General features: G+C 69.2%; 21 protein-coding genes and 1 tRNA gene. 9 read left to right on the forward strand and 13 right to left on the reverse strand.

All coding sequences use genetic code 11. The annotated features are described in order from the left end of the window. Window positions 1-247: 247 nt before the first annotated feature. Window positions 248-934, reverse strand: a complete 687-nt coding sequence (locus MFF07_RS02785; RefSeq protein ID WP_147817093.1) for an SDR family oxidoreductase — start codon at window positions 932-934, stop codon at window positions 248-250. A 128-nt stretch (window positions 935-1,062) separates the two neighbouring features. Continuing rightward, complete coding sequence (locus MFF07_RS02790; protein ID WP_147817094.1) at window positions 1,063-1,779, reverse strand: MgtC/SapB family protein; 717 nt, start codon at window positions 1,777-1,779, stop codon at window positions 1,063-1,065. A gap of 225 nt (window positions 1,780-2,004) precedes the next feature. Between MFF07_RS02790 and MFF07_RS02795 the strand changes: the two genes are divergently transcribed. From MFF07_RS02795 to MFF07_RS02825, 7 genes are all read left to right on the forward strand, one after another. Next, window positions 2,005-3,015, forward strand: a complete 1,011-nt coding sequence (locus tag MFF07_RS02795; RefSeq protein ID WP_147817095.1) for an AAA family ATPase — start codon at window positions 2,005-2,007, stop codon at window positions 3,013-3,015. 3 nt (window positions 3,016-3,018) lie between these two features. Further along, window positions 3,019-3,948 carry a DUF58 domain-containing protein gene (locus tag MFF07_RS02800; protein ID WP_238230615.1) on the forward strand — a complete coding sequence of 310 codons (930 nt, stop codon included), beginning with the start codon at window positions 3,019-3,021 and terminating at the stop codon, window positions 3,946-3,948. Between the two features lie 231 nt (window positions 3,949-4,179). Next, window positions 4,180-4,632 carry a DUF4381 domain-containing protein gene (locus MFF07_RS02805; RefSeq protein ID WP_147817097.1) on the forward strand — a complete coding sequence of 151 codons (453 nt, stop codon included), beginning with the start codon at window positions 4,180-4,182 and terminating at the stop codon, window positions 4,630-4,632. 1 nt (window position 4,633) lies between these two features. Then, window positions 4,634-5,656 (forward strand): VWA domain-containing protein, encoded by a 1,023-nt coding sequence (locus MFF07_RS02810; protein WP_147817098.1) that lies wholly within the window; start codon window positions 4,634-4,636, stop codon window positions 5,654-5,656. A 187-nt stretch (window positions 5,657-5,843) separates the two neighbouring features. Continuing rightward, window positions 5,844-6,770 carry a VWA domain-containing protein gene (locus MFF07_RS02815; RefSeq protein ID WP_238230616.1) on the forward strand — a complete coding sequence of 309 codons (927 nt, stop codon included), beginning with the start codon at window positions 5,844-5,846 and terminating at the stop codon, window positions 6,768-6,770. Then, a complete protein-coding gene (locus MFF07_RS02820; RefSeq protein ID WP_238230618.1) occupies window positions 6,770-7,699 on the forward strand; it encodes a tetratricopeptide repeat protein in 930 nt (309 codons plus the stop codon). Before MFF07_RS02815 ends, MFF07_RS02820 begins: the two co-directional genes overlap by 1 nt. 95 nt (window positions 7,700-7,794) lie before the next feature. Beyond that, complete coding sequence (locus MFF07_RS02825; protein WP_238230676.1) at window positions 7,795-9,117, forward strand: hypothetical protein; 1,323 nt, start codon at window positions 7,795-7,797, stop codon at window positions 9,115-9,117. 7 nt (window positions 9,118-9,124) lie between these two features. On the opposite strand, the gene MFF07_RS02830 is transcribed toward MFF07_RS02825, so the two are convergent. Further along, window positions 9,125-9,421: a hypothetical protein gene (locus tag MFF07_RS02830; protein WP_147814953.1), complete on the reverse strand. Its 297-nt coding sequence runs from the start codon at window positions 9,419-9,421 to the stop codon at window positions 9,125-9,127. Between the two features lie 429 nt (window positions 9,422-9,850). On the opposite strand from MFF07_RS02830, the gene bioB reads away from it, so the two are divergent. Further along, the gene (gene bioB / locus MFF07_RS02835) at window positions 9,851-10,858 is read left to right on the forward strand and encodes a biotin synthase BioB (RefSeq protein WP_147814955.1); all 1,008 of its coding nucleotides are present in this window, start codon (window positions 9,851-9,853) and stop codon (window positions 10,856-10,858) included. Between the two features lie 100 nt (window positions 10,859-10,958). On the opposite strand, the gene MFF07_RS02840 is transcribed toward bioB, so the two are convergent. From MFF07_RS02840 to mnmA, 4 genes are all read right to left on the reverse strand, one after another. After that, on the reverse strand, window positions 10,959-12,455 hold the full coding sequence (locus tag MFF07_RS02840) for a sensor histidine kinase (protein WP_373322225.1): 1,497 nt from the start codon (window positions 12,453-12,455) through the stop codon (window positions 10,959-10,961). 233 nt (window positions 12,456-12,688) lie between these two features. After that, window positions 12,689-13,489, reverse strand: coding sequence for a TVP38/TMEM64 family protein (locus tag MFF07_RS02845; RefSeq protein ID WP_147814959.1), 801 nt, complete (start codon window positions 13,487-13,489; stop codon window positions 12,689-12,691). Window positions 13,490-13,500: 11 nt separating this feature from the next. Continuing rightward, window positions 13,501-14,166 (reverse strand): class I SAM-dependent methyltransferase, encoded by a 666-nt coding sequence (locus tag MFF07_RS02850; RefSeq protein ID WP_147814961.1) that lies wholly within the window; start codon window positions 14,164-14,166, stop codon window positions 13,501-13,503. A gap of 31 nt (window positions 14,167-14,197) precedes the next feature. Beyond that, entirely contained in the window at window positions 14,198-15,367 is a 1,170-nt protein-coding gene (mnmA, locus tag MFF07_RS02855; protein ID WP_147815116.1) for a tRNA 2-thiouridine(34) synthase MnmA, read from the reverse strand. A 308-nt stretch (window positions 15,368-15,675) separates the two neighbouring features. On the opposite strand from mnmA, the gene MFF07_RS02860 reads away from it, so the two are divergent. Further along, a tRNA-Arg gene (locus tag MFF07_RS02860) sits at window positions 15,676-15,752 on the forward strand. A gap of 297 nt (window positions 15,753-16,049) precedes the next feature. On the opposite strand, the gene MFF07_RS02865 is transcribed toward MFF07_RS02860, so the two are convergent. The 6 genes from MFF07_RS02865 to MFF07_RS02890 are packed head-to-tail and all read right to left on the reverse strand — an operon-like array spanning window position 16,050 to window position 19,514. Then, a complete protein-coding gene (locus MFF07_RS02865) occupies window positions 16,050-16,337 on the reverse strand; it encodes an antitoxin MazE family protein (RefSeq protein WP_306424620.1) in 288 nt (95 codons plus the stop codon). Next, the gene (locus MFF07_RS02870) at window positions 16,334-16,714 is read right to left on the reverse strand and encodes a tautomerase family protein (protein WP_147814963.1); all 381 of its coding nucleotides are present in this window, start codon (window positions 16,712-16,714) and stop codon (window positions 16,334-16,336) included. The genes MFF07_RS02865 and MFF07_RS02870 overlap by 4 nt, the downstream gene beginning before the upstream one ends. 25 nt (window positions 16,715-16,739) lie before the next feature. Continuing rightward, complete coding sequence (locus MFF07_RS02875; RefSeq protein ID WP_238230620.1) at window positions 16,740-17,729, reverse strand: MaoC family dehydratase; 990 nt, start codon at window positions 17,727-17,729, stop codon at window positions 16,740-16,742. Window positions 17,730-17,739: 10 nt separating this feature from the next. Next, the gene (gene ychF, locus MFF07_RS02880) at window positions 17,740-18,837 is read right to left on the reverse strand and encodes a redox-regulated ATPase YchF (protein ID WP_147814967.1); all 1,098 of its coding nucleotides are present in this window, start codon (window positions 18,835-18,837) and stop codon (window positions 17,740-17,742) included. Window positions 18,838-18,841: 4 nt separating this feature from the next. After that, complete coding sequence (locus MFF07_RS02885) at window positions 18,842-19,291, reverse strand: PIN domain-containing protein (RefSeq protein WP_187272440.1); 450 nt, start codon at window positions 19,289-19,291, stop codon at window positions 18,842-18,844. Continuing rightward, on the reverse strand, window positions 19,281-19,514 hold the full coding sequence (locus MFF07_RS02890; protein WP_147814970.1) for a hypothetical protein: 234 nt from the start codon (window positions 19,512-19,514) through the stop codon (window positions 19,281-19,283). The genes MFF07_RS02885 and MFF07_RS02890 overlap by 11 nt, the downstream gene beginning before the upstream one ends. Window positions 19,515-19,551: the final 37 nt, after the last annotated feature.

Consider the following 19,551-nt stretch of genomic DNA (forward strand, 5'->3'; position numbering starts at 1 on the left):
GGTAAGGAGCGCGTAAGCGGTCCGGTCGTATTCAACCGGAGATCGCCATTGGAACCCAGGTTGCGTGTGCCAGAAGCGCATCTGCGCCCTCTCGCCGCATCGGTGACTCAGTGGTTTTCGCGGAGGCAATCGTGTGGAATTCGCCCTCGCAGCCATGCCGAAGCCCGATCCGGCGGCCGTTTCCCATCATAAGAGACGCCGCAGGCCGCCGGAGACGTGGCCGATTCTCCGGCGGCGGAGCGACGACCTACCAAGCGAGCGTCTCCCCCGTGTAGTCGAGATAGGCCACACCGGGCTCGCCGAGACGGCGTTCGATCACGTCGGCCATGCCGGTGACGCTCGTATCGACGTCGATATCCGCGTCCGCGCCGCCCATCTCGGTGCGCACCCAGCCCGGATGCAGCAGCAGCACGCCGAATGGCCGCTCGCGGTGGCGGATTTCGAAGCTGCGGGCATTGGTGTTCAGCGCGGCCTTGCTCGCCCGGTAATTCTCCCAGCCGCCGCTCTCGTTGAGTCCGACGCTACCGAGGATGGAGCTCATGAATGCGAGGGTGCCGCCCGGCGCGACCGTGTCGGCGAAGACCTCGGCGAAGCGGATCGGGCTGACCGCATTGGTGAGGTAGACCTGGGCCGCGACATCGCGCGGGACTTCGTGCAGCGGATCGTGCGCCTGCGTCGCAACTCCGGCGACCACGAAGACCAGATCGAATTTTTGGGAGCTCAGCCGGCCATGCAGCGCGACGACGGCGGCATCGTCGTCGATATCGGCCGTTTCGATGGTGAGGGCGCCGGTCCGGAGCTTCGCCAGGTCCGGCGAGGCCTTGCGCTGGGTCGCGGTGACGCGCCAGCCGCGCGTCAGGAAGGTCTCGACGAGTCCGAGTCCGAGCCCGCGCGACGCCCCGACGATGAGCGCATTCTTCTGTGAGTTCGCCATGGTTCCGTCTCCTGCGTAACCGAGTTCAAGGATCGGTCCGCTGACGGGCAGATTGGTGCGGACGCGTCGCAGGGGAAGGCCGCAGCCGGCGATGGCCCGTGTGCCGGCGCACAGGATCGGGTGCGCGTTCAGTCGCCCGTCTGCACCGACCAGGTGGCGTGGCGAATGCCGGGCTGTGCCGCGAGTTCGGCAACCACGGCGTCCAACTCTTTAGAGTCGACCGCCGTCGCGGTGAGCGTTGCGACGACCTCGACCACCTCGTCGCCGCGCTCCTCTACCTCGACGCCGCTGACCGGATAGGAGGCCGCCTCCAGCCGCTCGACCAAAAGGTCGCGCGCCGGTCCGGCGGTCTCGGCCTCTGTCGTCACCTGCACCTCATAGGTCGCCTCGGTTGCACTCTCGTCGATCGGGATGCGGTTGATGAGGTTCACCAGCGGGCGCAACAGCGTGTTGCCGGCGAGTACCGCGACGGCGACGAAGCAGGCCTCCAGCGGCAGGTCGGCCCCGGCGAAGGCGCCGACCGCGGCCGAGCACCAGAGCGTGGCGGCCGTGTTGAGGCCGCGCACGTTCATGCCCTCCTTCATGATGACGCCGGCGCCGAGGAAGCCGATGCCGGAGATCACGTAGGCCACGGTGCGCACCGCCCCCTCGCTGCCGGTGAGCCGCATGCCGAGATCGACGAACGCGGAAGCCCCCACCGAGACGAGCACGGCGGTGCGCAGCCCCGCCGTCCGCTGCCGATACTGCCGCTCGGCGCCGATGACGGTGCCGAGGCCGAAGGCGACGGCCAAGCTGATCGCCGAATTCAGCGCTTCGGGCGTGGCGACGGTGAAGGGACCGGGCATTCCGCTCTGATGGTGGAGCCGTGTGACGTTTCGGTGAAGGCCGACGCGGCCGATCCCGCCTTCGGGCAAATTGACCGATCGATGTTTGCCGATCCAACCCGGGATTGACGTGCGCCCGCAGCAACGGGCACATCCGCTGAATGTGGTCCTCCTAAGAAACCACAACGAGGAGACGCGTATCATGCGGGTGATCGGACCGGTCCTGTCCCATCGGACGAAGCGCTCATGAGCGGCGCGACCCTGGCCGAGCGTCCTGCGGCGGCGCCCAGCCCCGCCGACGACCACCTGCGTTCCCGCATCTTCGCCCTGCGCGACGGCCTCGAACACGGGCTGATCGGCTGCACCGGCCTCGTCGAGCGTCTTCTGATCGGCCTGCTAGGTGGCGGCCACCTCCTGATCGAGGGCGCGCCGGGTCTCGCCAAGACCCGCGCGGTCAAGCGGCTCTCGGAGGGGCTCGACGGCTCCTTCGCCCGCGTCCAGTGCACGCCGGACCTGATGCCCGCCGATCTCACCGGCACGACGGTGTGGCGCCAGGATGCCGGGATTTTCGAGTTTCTGCCCGGCCCGCTGTTCCATTCTCTTATTCTGGTGGACGAGGTGAACCGCGCGCCGCCCAAGGTGCAGTCGGCCCTGCTCGAATCCATGGCCGAGAGCCAGATCACGGTAGCCGGCCATACCCACAAGCTGCCCGACCCCTTCATGGTGGTGGCGACGCAGAACCCCATTGAACATGCCGGCACGTTTCCGCTGCCGGAGGCCCAGCTCGACCGCTTCCTGCTCCACGTCGTCGTCGAGATGCCGGACGAGGCCTCCGAGCGGAAGATTCTCGACCTCGTCGAGGGCGAGCTGAACCATCACGCCGAGCCGATCGCCGTGAAACTCTCGGTCGAGGAAATCCTCGCCGCGCGCGAAGCGGCGCTCGCCACCTACGTCTCGCCCGCGCTCAAGGATTATCTCGTCCGCATCGTCGCCGGCACCCGCAACGAATCCGTCTCGAAGGAACTGCGCGCCGCGATCGAGCATCCGGCCTCGCCGCGCGGCACCCTCGCCCTGATGGTCGCCGGCAAGGCCCGCGCCTACCTGCATGGCCGCGACCACGTCATCCCGGAGGACATCGCGGCGCTCGCCAGCGACGCCCTCGCCCACCGCATCGGCCTGACATGGCGCGCGGCCGCCGAGGGCCGCACGGCGCGGAGCATCATCGAAGGGCTCGTGGCGCAGACGCGGGCGCTCTGAATCATGTCCGGTTCGGCGGCGCCCACCACCGACCCCTATCAGGCCTCCGGAATCCACCTCTCCGGCGAGACGCTGATGGGCTTGCGCCATCTCGCCCGGCGCGGCGTCTCGCCGGCCTCGCGTACGCTGGCCGGCCTGCCGGGCGGCATCGTCACCAAGAAGCGCGGGCGCGGCTCGGAGCCCGACGACGTGCGGCTGTGGTCGGAGGGCGACGACATGCGCTTCATCGACCGCAACGCCACCGCGCGCACCGGTGAGTTGCATGTGCGCACCCATCACGACGAGCGCGACCGCACCGTGGTCCTGCTCGTCGACTTTCGGCCGTCGATGCTGTTCGGCACCCGCCGGGCGCTCCGCTCGGTCGCGGCGGCGGAGGCGTTGGCCCTCCTCGGCTGGCGCGTGGTCGGCGACGGCGGCCGTGTCGGACTGATCGTCGCCGGTACGGGCGAGCCCGTGGTGATCCGCCCCAGCGGTGGCGAGCGCGCCATGACCGCCGTCACCGGCGCCATGGCCCAGGCCCATGCCGTCGCCTTGGCGGCCTCGGCCACGGACGACCCGCCGCTCGGCCCGATCCTGAACCTCGCGCGCTCGCTGCTGCCCTCCGGCGGTCACCTCGTCATGGCGACCGCCCTCGATGCGCCGGGCGCGGATTTCGACAACGTGCTCACGGTCCTGGCCGAGCGCCTCTCGATCCGTCTCCTGCTGGTCTCGGACGCCTTCGAGCGCATGCGCGCTCCCGGGTTCTATCCCTACGCCATGCCGGACGGGCAGCGCGGCACCATCGAGGCCGAGCGCGCCGAGCCCGGCTCGAAGGCCGCCGACGACCGCCTCGCCGAGATGCACCACCGCGGTATCGAGGGCCTGCGCATCGACGTCGAGACCGGACCCGAGGCGTATGCGCCGTTGATGGAGCGGCTCGATGCGATGCTGTGATGCGCTCGCGACCACCGATGCATCCCCTCTCCCCGCGAGGCGGGGAGAGGGCCGCGACGACCTCATCGTCGGCGCGGCGAGGCGGCAGCCGAAGGTGAGGAGGTGCTTCCGGAGGAGTAACATCCAGAGACGCCCCCTCACCCTCGCTTCGGCTTCGCCTCCGCTTCCTGCATGGACGACGAGGTCCATGCAGGCCTCTCCCCGCATACGGGGAGAGGGGGAGGCGCCGCGATGAACCCGGAACTCACCACCCTCCGCGGCCTGCACTTGCCCACCGGCGGCGGCAGCGTCCTGCAGGGGGAGATCGTCGCCGCGATTGCCCTTGGCTTCGCTGCCGCGCTGATCGTCGGGCTCGCGCGGATCCTGCGCGCCCGGATGCGCTCTACCGTGCGCCGCGCCGCGCTGCGTGAACTCGCAGTCGCGAGAAACCTCGCGCCACAGGCGCGGCTGACGGAGCAGGCGCGGCTGCTGCGCCGGGTCGTCCGTACGATAGCCGGCGAGGAAGCCGCGTCCACTCGCGGTACGGCCTGGGCCCAAAAGCTCGACGGCACCTTCGCCACCGACTTCTTCAGCCGCGGCGCCGGCCAGGCCTTCGTCGATGGCCTGTATCGCCGACCGGTCGCTGCAGACCCCGCCGCGATCGACGCAGAACTCGCCCGTCTCTTCTCCCGGATCAAGGCGTGACATGCCGTCCTGGCTCTCCGCCCTCGTCTCGGCCTTCGACCTCGCGGCGCCCTACGCGCTGCTGCTCTTGGCTGCTCCCTTCGTCTTCGCTCGCCTCATGCCGGCCGAGCGCGAGGGTACGAGCGGGGCGCTGCGCGTGCCTCCCTCCCTCATCGGCGGGGCCGATCGCGGCGAGAGCCTGATCGCGCGCGGGCGGCGGCGGATCTGGCTGGTCTGGACGCTCTGGGCCGCCCTCGTCGTCGCCTTGAGCGGCCCGCGCCTCGTGCTTTCGGCCAACGCCCTGCCGGCCTCGGGCCGCGAGATCATCCTGACCCTCGATCTCTCCGGCAGCATGGAGCGCCGGGACTTTTCTCTCGACGGCGAGACCGTGAGCCGGCTGGCGGCTGTGAAGCGCGTCGGCGCGGGCTTCATCCGCCGCCGGGCCGGCGACCGGATCGGCCTCGTCGCCTTCGCCGACCAGGCCTACGTCGCCGCCGCGCCGACCTTCGACACGGCCTCGGTGGCGCGGACGCTGGAGGAGGCGACGATCGGCCTCGTCGGGCGCTCCACCGGCATCGGCGACGGCCTCGGCCTCGCCCTGAAGCGCCTCGCCCCGGCCCAGATCGCGAGCGCCGACGGCGACGGCCCGCCGCCGGCCTCGGACAAGGTCGTGGTGCTGCTCTCCGATGGCGCCAACAATGCCGGGCAGACCTCGCCGAAGGACGTAGCCGCCCTGGCCAAGGAACTCGGCGTCCGGGTCTACACGATCGCGCTGGGGCCGATCGACATGGCGAACAATCCCGACAACGAGCAGGACGTGGTCGACGTCGATACGTTGCGCGACATGGCCGAGGTCAGCGGCGGCAGGGCCTTCCGGGTCAAGACCACGGACGACCTCAACGCCGTCGCCGATTCCATCGACCAGCTCGAGGGCGGCCGCGCCCAGGCGCCACCCGTGCCGCTCCGCCGCGACCTCTGGCCCTGGCCGGCTGCGCTGGCGCTGCTCTGCGCGTGTGGGCTGCTCGCGGTGAGGCGGGACGCGTGATGGCGGCAGTTCATCGCGTTTTTAGCGGCGCCCTTCCTTCCTCCTTGTGGGGAGGGACCGAGGGTGGGGGTGGTTCCGCTGGCCTGTGTCGGCGGCTGGCGGAGCCACCCCCACCTCCAACTCTTCCCCACAGGGGGAAGGAGAGCCACGTCCGGCTGCTACCCCGTCGCGACCGATCGGTGGCGCCATGAGCTTCGACACCTACGCCCTCCTCCGCCCCCTCTGGCTCCTCGCCATCCCCGTGATCGCGTTCCTCGCGCTCCGCGCCGCCTGGCGCTCGGCGCCCCTCGGCGATTGGGTGAAGGCCGTCGATCCCGCGCTGATGGCGATGATGCAACGGCGCGGGGCCGTGCTCGGTGGGCGGCGGCAGGCCAACGTGGTCGCGGCGGTGGCGGCCGGGATCGTCGCGCTGGCGCTGACCGGGCCGGCCTACGAGCGCCCCGATGCTTCGACCTTTCGCAACCTCGACGCCACCGTCGTGGTGCTCGACCTGTCGCGCTCGGTCACCGAAGGCGGCCGCTTCAAGGAGGCGCGGCAGGCGGCCGAGGCGGTGGCGCAGGCGGCGGGCAGCCGCTCCGTCGCCCTCGTGGTCTATGCCGGTGATGCCTACACCGCCGTCTCTCCGACCACCGATCGCGACGCGATCGCGACGACGCTGTTCGCCCTCGATTCCGAAACAGTGCCCGATCGCGGCAGCCACCCCGAGCGCGGCCTCACCCTCGCGCGAAAGATCCTGGACGAGGCGAACGTCGTCGCAGCCGACGTGGTGCTGATCACCGATGGCGACGGCGTCGGGCAGGCGGCCGAGCGCGAGGCCGCAGCAATTCGCGAAAAGGGTTGGCACCTGCACGCGCTGTTCGTGCCGGCCGGCAAGGCGTTGGCCCCCGGCGCGCCGCGCCCCGACCGCGCCGCCCTCGACCGGCTCGCCTCCGACGGCGGCGGACGGGTCGCAGACGTCGATTCCGCCGAGCCGGTGCTCGACCGTGTCGGGGCCAGCACGGCCCAGCACCTCGCTGCCGGCGGCTACAGCGTGTTGGCCTTCCAGGATCTTGGGCGCTGGCTGCTGCTGCTGGCGCTGCTGCCGGCGCTGATTCTTTTCAGGCGGAGCGCGTGATGGCCGCAGCCCCGGACCACAGGCAGTTTTTGGCGGCCCTGCCGTTTCGCGCTGCGGCATTTCCGCGCCGCTGGCGACTCTACGCCCGGCTCGTCGGGCTCGGACTGGCCGGCGCCGGCACCCTGGCCCTCGCGCTGGTCTCGGAGCCACGCACCGGGCTCGGGCGGTTGTTCATGGCGAGCGGCCTGCCGAACATCGCGGCGGACATCATGTCCAACCCTGACTGGCATGCCGCAGCCCTCTACGAGGCCGGCCGCTACGCCGAGGCGATCCCGATCTTTCGCGCCCAAGGGCGCCGCGGTGCCTACAATCTCGGCAATGCGCTGGCCCGGTCCGGGGACCTGAAGGGTGCGGTCGACGCCTACGACGACGCCCTTGCCTTCAACCCGCGCGACGCCGACGCCCAGGCCAACCGCTCGCTGATCGCAAAGCTGATTCAGGAGGATATCGACCGCGGCAACGGCGGCGGCATCGCCAACGCCTCGGCTCAGTACGGCGCCCGCTTCAACAAGACGACGAACCAGGACAAGGACGACGACATCAAGGCCACCTCCAGCGGCGAAGGTCTCGCCGGCAACAAGGAGGCCGGATCGAGCGCCTCGATCCCTGGCAACAGCCCCGTCGCCCGCCGCGGCAAGTCCGAGCAGCTCACCCTCGATTCCGGCAAGGGCCAGGCCCGCGGCTCCGCCAGCGACGCCGCCGGCCGCGGCCGCCAGGGCTCCGGCTCCGCCATGGTCGCCGCCGCGCCCGAGCGCGAGGCGCGCCGTGTCACCAAGAGCTTCGAGGCACACGAGATTCATCCCGACCGGCTCTGGCTCCAGACCTTGCCGGACGAGCCCGGCCGCTTCCTCAAGCTGCGCCTGAAGGCCGAGCAAGGGCGCCGGATCGAGGCGGGCACCGCAATCCCGGGAGGGAGCAACCCGTGGTGATTTTTTTTGAACGGTTCCGCGCGTGTTCCCTCTCCCCTCTGCGGGAGAGGGTGGCCCGCGAAGCGGGTCGGGAGAGGGGTGCGCCCTTTCCGGAGATGTCGCTCCCCTGTCCCGGTCGCTCCGCGACCACCCTCCCCCGCAGAGGGGGGAGGGTTTTGGCGCTGCTCCACCTTCTGTGTTTCTTTATCTTCGTATCGCCACCCGCTCACGCGATCGAACCCGGCGACCTCACACTCACGGTCACCCCCGAACTCGCCGGCAACGCGCCGCCCTATGCCCGCGAGATGGTCCTGCTGAAGCTGCGTGGGGTCTACCGCACCCAGATCCTGCTCGAAGAGGTGCGCCAGCCGGCGCTGACCAACTTTTCCTGGACGCAGCTCGGCCGCGACACCTGGGGGCGGACCCGCATGCCCGACGGGCAGATGGCGCTGCTGTTCGAGCGCACCATCGCGATCTTTCCCCAGCACACCGGCACCTTCGCCATCGAGCCGTTCACCCACAAGCTGACGATCAACGACAACGGCGAGCGCCGGACGATCGACGTGCGGTCGGAGGCGATCCCCTTTCCCGTCGCGACATGGACCGGCGAGAGCGGCGGCCCCGATGCGCCGGAACCGTGGTGGCTGCCGGCGCGCGACGTCGCCATCACCGATTCCTGGGACCCGGATCCCGAGACGGTCAACCAGGGCGACACAACCCGCCGCATCGTGACGCTCGAGGCACAGGGGATGCTGGCCGAGGGCCTGCCGCCGCGGCCGGTCATGCGCACGCGTGGCATCGTCACCTTCGCCGGGCCGGTGAAGCGCGAGACCATCATCACGCCAACCGGTCCCGTGGCGCGGGCGACCTACCAATGGGACCTCAAGAAGGGCGTCGCCGAGGTGATCGCCCTCGACGGCATCGAGATCCCCTGGTTCGACACGGTCTCGCGCACCATGCGGGTCGCCGAGATTCCGGCCCGGCAGATCGGTGGCGGCTCGCCGGATCGCGGGGAAGACGTGGGACAACGGGCCTCGGCGTCCTGGGCAGCGGTCGGGGCGGCAGCGCTCGCCGCGTTCGGATTGGGCCTAGCGCTGATCGGGCTCGGCACCGGCAGGCGCGTGCTGCGCCTCGGCCGCGCCGAACGTAGCGCCCTGCGGCGGGCGGCAGCCTCCGGCGATGCGGTGGCGTTCCGCGCGGCGCTGGGCCGGGGGCTGCAGGCCGAGCCGGAACTCGCGGAGGTCTGGCGCACCGACCCCGCCGCCATGGTGGCGATGTCGGCCCTCGACAGCTCCGTCTACGGCGCAGGCGGGGCGACGGCGCCCGATCTCGCTCCGCTGGCGACGCTGTTTTCGAAACGCCGGAAGGTGGCAGCCACCGTGCTGGCGGATGCGCCGAAGCTGGCCCCCCTCGACGGGGGCGGCCTGCCTGCGCGTTGAGCGCGGCTCAGCGCTTCGCCACGACCGATTTCTGGGATTTCTTCTCGGGCGCAGCACCGGAGAACAGCTTCATGAGATGCTGCTGGTCGAAGCCCTGCGTGGCGGGCTGCGCCATCGCCTGCGGCCGCTCGACCTTGCGCGGCGTGATCGAGCCCGTCGACACGGGGTCGGGAATCGCGGCCATGGCGCCGACGGACGCGGGTGCGGCCGGATCGCGCTGGACGCGCATGGCCCAATGGGCCGCGGTGGAGAGTGCGGCGATGGCGAGGATCGCCTTGATACCGCCCGTCAGAAGGCGCCGCATGATCGAATGGCCCGAAGAGACGCTACTGGAGGCAGAGGGTTCCCGGCCTGTCCCCAGAATTGCGCGGAAGCGTGAATGAAGGCTCACACGGCGTCCGGCACGGCGTCTCGTCTCGGCACAAGGCCACTTCTGCACCGATGTGTGGGCCGTGCGCCGAGGTCGCGGTTCCTGTTCCCCGCGCTCCCGACACGCCGACAGCGACCCGGCCCACTGAGCCTCACAGGATCGTCGCAGAGAACTGGTCCGCGGCCGCCCCGTCACTGCAAGCCCCAAAGCCACGCAGGCCCGTTCGAGCTCGCGATACCGTCACAGGCGCATCGGCTCCGGGGACGCCGGATGTAAGCGTGTTATGCCCTGTGGACAACCGAACCTTGGCCGGGTGCGACTCCGCCGTCTTGATTTTCGCGCGCGGATTCGCCTGATGGGCGCATGACGCAGCCGACGACCCTCCCCCGCCTCGCCGACAACCCGATCCGTCACGACTGGAGCCTCGCAGAGGTTCAGGCGATCCACGATCTGCCGTTGCTCGACCTCGTCCATCGCGCCAGCACGGTCCACCGGGCGCATAACGATCCGGCCGACATCCAGCGGGCCGCGCTGCTCTCGATCAAGACCGGCGGCTGTCCCGAGGATTGTGCCTATTGCCCGCAATCGGCCCATCACAAGGGCGCGGCCCTACCCCGCGAGCGCCTGATGCCGGTTGACGCGGTGCTGCGCGAGGCCGCCGCCGCCAAGTCGCAGGGCGCCCACCGCTTCTGCATGGGCGCAGCCTGGCGGCAGCCCAAGGACGGTCCGGAATTCGACTCGGTGCTGGCGATGGTACGCGGCGTGAAGGCCATGGGCATGGAAGCCTGCGTCACCCTCGGCATGCTATCGGCGTCGCAGGCCGGCCGTCTCGCCGAGGCGGGCCTCACGTCCTACAATCACAACCTCGACACCGGCCCGGAATTCTACGGCGACATCATCTCGACGCGGACCTACGAGGATCGCCTCAAGACGCTGGAGAACGTGCGCAAGGCCGGCATCGGCGTCTGCTGCGGCGGCATCGTCGGCATGGGCGAGCGGGTGCGCGACCGGGTCGAGATGCTGCAGCTGCTGGCCAACCACGCGCCGCATCCCGAGAGCGTGCCGATCAACGCGCTGGTCGCCGTCGAGGGCACGCCGCTGGAGGACCGGCCGCCGGTCGATCCCCTCGACCTCGTGCGGATGTGCGCCACCGCCCGCATCGTGATGCCGAAGGCGCGGGTCCGGCTCAGCGCCGGCCGCAAGGGCCTGACCCGCGAGGCGCAGATCCTGTGCTTCCTGGCCGGCGCCAACTCGATCTTCTACGGCGAGCGCCTGCTCACCACGGCCAACAACGAGGCCGACGAGGACGCCGCGCTGTTGCGCGACATCGGCGTCACCGTGCCGGAGATGTCGCTGGCGGCGGCGGAGTAGGTCCGACGGGCCGCAGGCTGTCGGCAAGCGCGACTGGGCGCCGCCGCTCGTGCGGCGGATAGCCCGGTAGGCGTCAGCCGTAAGGACTACGCGAACAAGTTCAGGCGGCTTCGGCGTGGGCCTGCCGATCGGGGATTTCCAGCAGGAACCGCGCGCCGGTGTCGGTCGGGTCGAGACGGAGGGTGCCGCCGTTGAGTTCGGCGAGCTCGGCCGCGATGGCGAGGCCGAGCCCAGTGCCGCCCGCGCGCATCGACCCCTGGAACGGCGAGAACAGGTGCGCTTTGGCCCGGTCCGGCAAGCCGGGGCCGTTGTCTGTCACGGCGATCGTCACCAAGCCCGTGCCCAGGCACCCCTCGCGGCGGGCCTCGACCGTGACCGTCGGGGACATGCCGCCGGCAGCATCGAGCGCCTGGACGGCGTTGCGGACGAGGTTCGTCAGCGCACGCGAGAGCTGTTCGGCATCGGCATCGACGCCGAGCCCGGGCTGAGACCGGATCGAGATCCGGACCCGTGCATCGCGCGAGAGGGCGGCAAGATCCGGCAGTTCGTCGAGGATCCGCGCGAGCGGCACCATCGCGCGCTGCGGATGTCGCTCGGCGGCGCGGCCATAGGCGAGCGTCGCCTCGCAGAAGCGGTTCGCGCGATCGAGGGTGGCGACGAGGCGCGGCGCGACGCGCTGCACCACCGGGTCCGCGACGTTCTCCAGACGATCACCGAGGAGTTGGGCGGTGGTCAGCAGGTTGCGGAGCTCGTGGCTGATCTTGCTGACCGACAGGCCGAGCCCAGCGAGACGGCGCTTGTGGCGCAACTCGCCGGCCAGCACGACCTCCATGCGGGCCAGCGCGGCCTCGGCCTCGCCAATCTCGTCTATCCGGCCGGACGGCGCGATCACGCGTTCGGCCTTCTCGGGGTTGTCGGCGAAATCCGCGATGTTGCGGGCGAGACGCCGCATCGGCCGAACGAACACGCACTGCAGGACGAAGAAAACCAGGGCTGCGGCGGCGGTGGCAATGACGAGGGACGAGATCAGCAGGCGCAGCGAGAAGGCGGCGAGCGCCTGCCGCAGCGGCAACTCGTCGAGGACGACCTCGATCTTGCCCGCACCGTCCCGACCGCTTCCGACCACCCGGATCGCGGCGGGCTCGGGGCTCGTCAGCGTGTTCCACGATCCGACGATGGCCTCGAACCAGCCGCTGCCGCGCAGGTCGACCGATTCGGCAACCGCATCCGGTGAGGGCGTCAGGGCGAGAACACGGCGGCCGCCGCTGCCCTCGACGGCGATCTCGCGCGCTCCGACGCCCGCGAGCAGGCGCTGCACCAGGGCGTCCGAGACGTGGTGGTCGGGCGTCGCATCGAGCACGAGGGCGGCCACGGCGGCCGCCGTCATCCGGTCCGCCAGCCAGCTCTTGCGATAGCTGGCGACCGCCGGCACGTAGATCATGATCTCGGCCAGGGCGACGAAGGCGACCGTCACGAGAAAGAGGCGTGCCGAGAGGCCGAGCCGGGACCTGCGGCGCGGTTGCCGCGCCGCGCGCGACATGGCCGGAGCAGGAATGGCCTGACCCGCACCGAACTGTCGACCGATACTCACTCCCATGACGACCTCTTGCGGGTCTTCAACAAACCGTCGGTTGCGTAGCGCGACCGCCGAGTTCCGGCGGCACGCAAACACATTAACAAATGCTAGCCTATATACATCCCTTAAGTTGCATCAGGCCAACGACGGCCCCTGCATCTCAGCGGTGATCGGCTCGATACGGGCCGGAAAGCGCAAAAGTTTCATGCATATGCACCGAGCGGCGTAAGACGCCGCTCGATTGTGCGCAAGTCTTATGTGCGCAAGCCTCTTCGCTCCAGCCACCGGCGCAGGGTGATGGAGAGCAGCGCGAAGGCCGCGAGGGCGACGAGCCCGGCGATCATGCCGGGCGTGACGAGGCTGCGTAGATCGAGCGCGGCCTCGCAGGTCTGGTCGCCGCGCGCGAGGCAGGCGGCCTTGGCCGCTTCGTGTGCGGCGACGATCTCCTCGAGTCCGGCACCGGTCGCCGCATAGACGAAGGCGCCGGGCGTCAGACCGATCAGGGTGGCGAGCACGAAAGTGCGCGGCCGGACGCCGAAGATGGCGGGCCCGAGATTCGTCATCCAGAACGGAAACAGCGGTAGCAACCGCAGGAAGGCGACGTAGCCGAAGGCATCGCGCCGAAAGCCCTCCGCGAGCCGCCCGAGGCGCGAGCCGGCGCGGCGCAGGAGCAGGTCGCGCGCCGCGTAGCGTCCGATGGTGAAGACGATGGCGGCCCCGGTCGTCGCCGAGCCGATCGCCACGAGGGCCCCGGTGACCGTGCCGAACAGGAAGCCGCAGATCATGCTCATGACGAGGGTCGCCGGGACCGAGACAACCACGCAGCAGACATAGGCCAGCGCCGCCACCAGGATCGCCCTGGGCCGGTCGGCGGCGACAGCCTCGTGCAGCCAGGCGCGCGAGGCCATGAGCCGGTCGATGTCGAGCAGATGCGCCCCGCCCGAGACGAGCACGGCGATCGAGATGCCTACGAGCAGGACGAGCGGAAGCCAGCGCAGCCACGCCCTGCGCCGCGGCGGCCCGGCCTCCGGGGACGTCTCGCCGGCAATGGTCATCGCGCTAGCCGCTAGCCGGCTTTTCGCATCCGCAGGATTTTGAAGAAGCCGCCCGGGAAGGTCGGCGCGACGCCGGAGAACGCGACGCCGTTCTTGCGCGCCCAGGCCTCGATGCGCGTGGACTTGAAGTCCGACGACCAGCCGATCTTGGTGCAGAGCGGCGCGACGATTTCTTCCATGCGGGCGAGCGGCCCGTCGGTCTGGCCGAAATGGTTGGCGAGCACGATACCGCCGCCGGGGCGCACGACGCGCAGGAACTCGGAGAGCGCAGCCTCCGGGTCCGGCACCAGGGTGATCAGGAACTGCGCCACCACCGCATCGAAGGTGTTGTCGGCGTAGCCGAGGCGGCAGACATCCATCACCTGCAGGCCGCGCACATGCGTCAGGCCGCGGCGGCGCACCTTGTTGCGCGCGCGCTTCAGCATGTCCTCGGAGAGGTCGACCCCGCAGACGAAGCTGCCCTTCGGGTAGTAGCCGAGCGACAGGCCGGTGCCGACGCCGGCCTCCAGCACGCGCGGGCCGTGCTCGGCGGCCGCCTCGACGGCGGCGCGGGCCGCCGGCTCGGTGAGCTTGTCGTAGACGACATCGTAGACCGGTGCCCAGCGGGCATAGGCCTTCCGCATCAGGGCCGTACTCGGGCCGGCCGCATTCGCCTCGGGCACTCGCTCGCTCAGCATGTCGACGATCGTCTCCAGGATTTTTTGGTGGTTACGCGGCTTGTGCCGCGGCGTCGGCGCTACCGGCGGGCAACGTCTGCACGCGCCGGATGGTGCCGCCACCGAGCACGCGGGCGCGGTCACCGGAATCGGCATAGATCACGCAGGCCTGACCGGGCGAGACGCCGTCCTCGGGCGTATCCAGCACCACTTCGGCGCAGCCGGCCTCGGCGTTCCAGCTCAGGTGGGCCGGGCGCGGCGCCCGCGTCGAGCGCACCCGCACCGCAACCTCGAGGTCCGAGACGTCCGCCAACGGCCGCTCGCCGAGCCAGTTCACGTCCGTGAGCCGGATACGGCTCGTCGCCAGCGCCGAGCGCGGCCCGACGACGACGCGCGCCGTCTCTGGCTCCAGCCGCACGACGTAGAGCGGCGCGCCGGCCGCGACGCCGAGGCCCCGGCGCTGTCCGATGGTGTAGTGGATGATGCCTTCGTGACGGCCGAGGGCCTGCCCCGCGAGGTCGACGATCTCGCCGGGCCGGGTCGCGTCCGGGCGCAGCTTCGCGATCACGTCGGCGTAGCGGCCCTCCGGCACGAAGCAGATGTCCTGGCTGTCGGCCTTCTCGGACACCGAAAGCCCGAGATCGCGGGCGATGCGGCGGGTCTCGTCCTTGCCCATCTCGCCGAGGGGAAAACGCACGAAGGCGAGCTGCGCGGGCGTGGTCGCGTAGAGGAAATAACTCTGGTCCCGGGCCGGATCGAGCGCCCGGTAGAGCCCGCGCCCGCCCTCGGGCAGCGGCCGGCTCGCCACGTAATGGCCGGTCGCCAGCGCCTCGGCGCCGAGATCGTGGGCCATGCCGAGCAGATCGCGGAACTTCACCGAGCGATTGCACTCGACGCAGGGAATCGGCGTCTCGCCCGCGAGATAGCTCTCGGCGAAACGGTCGATCACCGATTCGCGAAACCGGTCCTCGTAGTCGAGGACGTAATGCGGGATGCCGAGCGCCTCGGCGACGCGGCGGGCATCATTGATGTCCTGGCCGGCGCAGCAGGCGCCCTTGCGGTGGATCGCAGCCCCGTGGTCGTAGAGCTGCAACGTGACTCCGACCACGTCGTAGCCTTCGCGCTTCAGCAGACCGGCCACGACGGAGGAATCGACGCCGCCGGACATGGCGACGACGACGCGCGTCTCGTGCGGGGGCTTTGGAAGATCGAGCGAATTCATCACGACAGCGTTCGGCCGGGAGCGCCGGATGCGGCCGGGTATAGCGACCCGGACGCCGGGTTTCCAGCGATTGTCCCGAGCAGGCATAACCCCGTCGTCGGCAAGAACGCCGCACCGACGGCCGAAAGCCATGCCGCCTCGCTTCGTCGACGGTCGACGCGATGGGGCCTGCACTGCCGGCGCACCCGTCCGGGCACGCCACGTCCGTTTCGATGGGAGACACATCCGATCCGAAGGCAAAGGCCCCTGTCGGCGCAAAAGGTTGACCGGCGGCGGGACCCGTGGCTTTTGGGAGCCGGCACCACCCAGACTCCGTAGCTCAGCTGGATAGAGCAGCCGCCTTCTAAGCGGCAGGTCGTTGGTTCGAGCCCAACCGGGGTCGCCACTCCCGATCCTAACCGGTGCGCTGTGATCGGGTTGTCTTGGGCTTGAAGCCGTCGAAGGCCCCCGATGGCCTGTGCGGTCCTCGGTGTGAAACCTCAAACGGCATCAAGTTGGTTTTCGTCTATCAGTTCGATTGGAAGACAAAATAGTGGTGCGTCGGTGCCGCTGGTCGTGAAGGCGCAAGTGTTAATGGAACTTTTTGCGTCGAATGTATCGTTGTGAACAATGACGACGAGCTTGAGTTTGCCGGCATAGTCTTTTCCGTCGGACGCAATTTAGAGATCGCCGCGCTCCACTCTCATGACCAGTTGGAAACGACGCCGACGAAGGCCTGATCGTCGTTCAGGCCGGAAACCGCCAGCGCCTGACGGTGCGCCTCGGCCTGGAACGCGGGCGAACGCGTGTCCGGCACCCAGAGCTGGATCTGCCTCAGGCCCTGTGCGCGAAGCCGTTCCCGACGATCGCGACTTTGCGTGCTCTCGGCTGTGGACTTGGCTGCGGATGCCATGACGATTCCCGAATACCTAGAAATCTGAATAGCATTCGAGATGTCGGTCGGCGAGCGGGGCGACGTGGGAAACGTCAAGCGTACTGCGCCTCACCATTCCCGAACGACCAGTTCTCCTTCACCACCTCGACGAGGCTGATGAACACGTCCTCGCGGCGGAGGCCCAGGCGCGCGTGGAGGCCGTCGGCGACCTGCTTGTAGAAGGCCTGCTTCTTCTCGGTCGTGCGGCCGGCATTCATCGTGAGCTGGATCACGATGCAGTCGGGCGTACGCTCTATGCCGAGATAGGTCGGGTCGCAGATCAGGTCGGTGGCCGGGTGCTCGGTGATGATCTGAAAACGGTCGTCCTTCGGGGCGCCGAGCGCCGAGACGATGGCCTCGTAGACCACCTCGCCGACCGTGCGGCGGTACTCGGCGGACTTGCCTTCGACCAGATCGATGCGTGCGAGGGGCATGGGATGTCTCCGTGCGGATGAAGGTTCAGGCCGACCATTGCCAGAACACCGAGCCGGTGAACTCGAAGACCGGTTCGCCGCGCTGGTTCACGGCGGTGTTGTGATGGGATGCGATGCCCCAGCCGGGCCGCGAGAACGAGGCGCGCGCGCCGACGAGCTTCGTCGCGTAGCGCAGGGTGTCGCCGGCATAGACCGGGCGCAGCCAGCGCATGTCCTTGAACCCCGGCGAAGGCCCGAGCTGCGGCACCGGCCCGCTCCTCGCCGTCAGCGCGATGTCGCGCGCCCAGGTCGCGTGCAGCCGCTTCATCCAGATCGCGGCGGTGTGCCAGCCCGACGCGCAGAGGCCGCCGAAATGCGTCTTTTCGGCCGCCTCGGGGTCGGTGTGGAAATCCTGCGGGTCGTAGGCCTTGGCGAAGGCCATGATCGCGTCCGGCTCGAATCGATGCCGGCCGAGGTCGCGCACCGCGCCGATCTCGGCCTCCCCGAGAAACGGCAACAGCACCGCATCGTCGCCTTCCGGGAACGGTTCGGATGCCGGGGCCGGCGCAACGCTGCGCGGAGCCGACGGCGCTGTGTCGCGCCTGGCGAACATGACGGTGAAGCCCTGGCGCATGACACGGTGATCGCCGTGATTATTCAGGGCCAACGTGAAACGGACGAGGCCGCGGTCGGGTTTCGAGGCCGAAACGCGGGTGTCCTCGACGACGATCCGCGCCCGCAGCGTGTCGCCCGGCAGGACCGGCCGGAGCCAGCGAAGCTCGTCGATCCCGGGCGAGCCCATCGAGGTGCATCCGCGAAAGGCGTCGCGGTGGAGGAGCCGCATTCCGAAGCAGGCGGTCTGCCAGCCCGAGCCGATCAGCGTTCCGACGAAGGTCTCCTTCGCCGCCTCCTCGTCGAGGTGGAAGGGCTGCGGATCGAATTCGCGAGCGAAGCCAATGAGTTCGTCCCGTGTGACGGTGATCGGGTCGCCCGTGATCACCTGGCCCTTCTCGAAATCCTCGAGCGCGATTCCCATGCCGGACCCGTCAGTTGGCGAACCGGAAATGCAGCACGTCGCCGTCCTGTACGACGTATTCCTTGCCCTCCAGCCGGAGCTTGCCGGCATCGCGGGCGCCGGCCTCGCCGTTGAGGCTGGTGTAGTCCTTGAAGGCGATGGTCTCGGCCCGGATGAAGCCCTTCTCGAAGTCGGTATGGATCACGCCTGCGGCGCCCGGCGCGCGGGTGCCCTTGGTGATCGTCCAGGCCCGCGCCTCCTTCGGCCCGACGGTAAAATACGTAACCAGACCAAGGAGATCGTAACCGGCGCGGATCACCCGGTTGAGGCCCGGCTCCACGAGTCCGACGGCTTCCAGGAAATCCCCCTGGTCGGCCTTGGGCATCACCGCGATTTCGCTCTCGATCTTGGCGGACACCACGACCGCGACCGCGCCTTCCGCCTTCGCACGGGCTAAGACGATCTCGGAGTAGGCGTTACCCTTATCGGCATCGCCCTCATCGACGTTGCAGACGTAGAGCACGGGCTTCGCCGTCATCAAGCCCAACTGGCGAAACAGGAATTCCTCCTCCGCCTTGCGCTCGACGAGACGTGCGGGCTTGCCCTCGCGCAGCAGCGGCAGGGCGCGGTTGACGAGGTCCAGAGACTCCTTGGCTTCCTTGTCGGCCTGCTTGGCGCGCTTCTCCAGGGCGAACATCCGCTTCTCAAGGCTGTCGAGATCGGCCAGCATCAGCTCGGTCTCGATGGTCTCGATGTCGGCGTTCGGATCGACCTTGCCCTCGACATGGGTGACGTCCCCGTCGTCGAAGCAGCGCACCACGTGAGCGATCGCATCACACTCGCGGATGTTGGCCAGGAACTGGTTGCCGAGCCCTTCCCCCTTCGAAGCGCCGCGCACGAGGCCGGCGATGTCGACGAAGGTCAGCCGCGTCGGAATGATCTCTTTCGAAGACGCGATTCGCGCGAGGTCGTCGAGGCGCGGGTCCGGCACCGCGACCTCGCCCACGTTCGGCTCGATGGTGCAGAACGGATAGTTGGCGGCCTGCGCCGCCGCCGTCTGCGTCAGCGCGTTGAAGAGCGTCGATTTTCCGACGTTCGGCAGGCCGACGATGCCGCATTTGAAGCCCATGAGGTCAGTTCCGTAAAAACAGCTCGTCCGGCGAAGTCCGGAACGGATTGATGAGGGTGACGCTCTCGAAGATCGCTTCGTGAGCCATGTCTTCAGTAAGGAGATATCGGCAGCCGTGTACGACGGCGGCGGCCAGCAGCAGGCAGTCGAACCACTGGTACCCCAGCCGCGCTCGTACCGCCCAAGCTATTTCCACCTCGTCCTGTGTCAGAGGTCGGTCGCCCCAGACTGCGAGGCTCGCCATTTCCTCTTGAACTTCCTCGGTGGACCGGCGTGCCTCGTTCTTAAGTATCCAGCGCGTCAGCTCGTTGAGGATCTGAAGGTTGATGCGGGCTGTACTCCGTGCACCAAGGGCGAGGACCCAAGCTTGAGCGCAGCACATCTTGTCGCTGTTGCGAGCATCGCGTGCGTAGATCAGCACATTGGTATCGACGAAAACGAGATCAGTCGTCATCGTAGATCTGATCGCGGGCCGGGGCCTTTCCGTTCTCATCGGTCAGATTCATCAACGGCCCAGCCAAGAAACGCTGGATCGCTTCGAGTTGCGTAAGCGGCCGGCCCACCCGCGATTCCACGGCTTCCGCCACGAACCGCGATAAACTCTTGCCGTCGCGCGCAGCCGCAACGCGCGCACGCTGCAGGAGCGCGGCATCCATCGTCACGGTCACGTTCTTCATCGCCGCCTCCTGACGACCGATATCGTGTTCCCGTGTT

The sequence above is a fragment of the Methylobacterium thuringiense genome (assembly GCF_022179645.1).
GTDB classification, from domain to species: domain Bacteria; phylum Pseudomonadota; class Alphaproteobacteria; order Rhizobiales; family Beijerinckiaceae; genus Methylobacterium; species Methylobacterium thuringiense.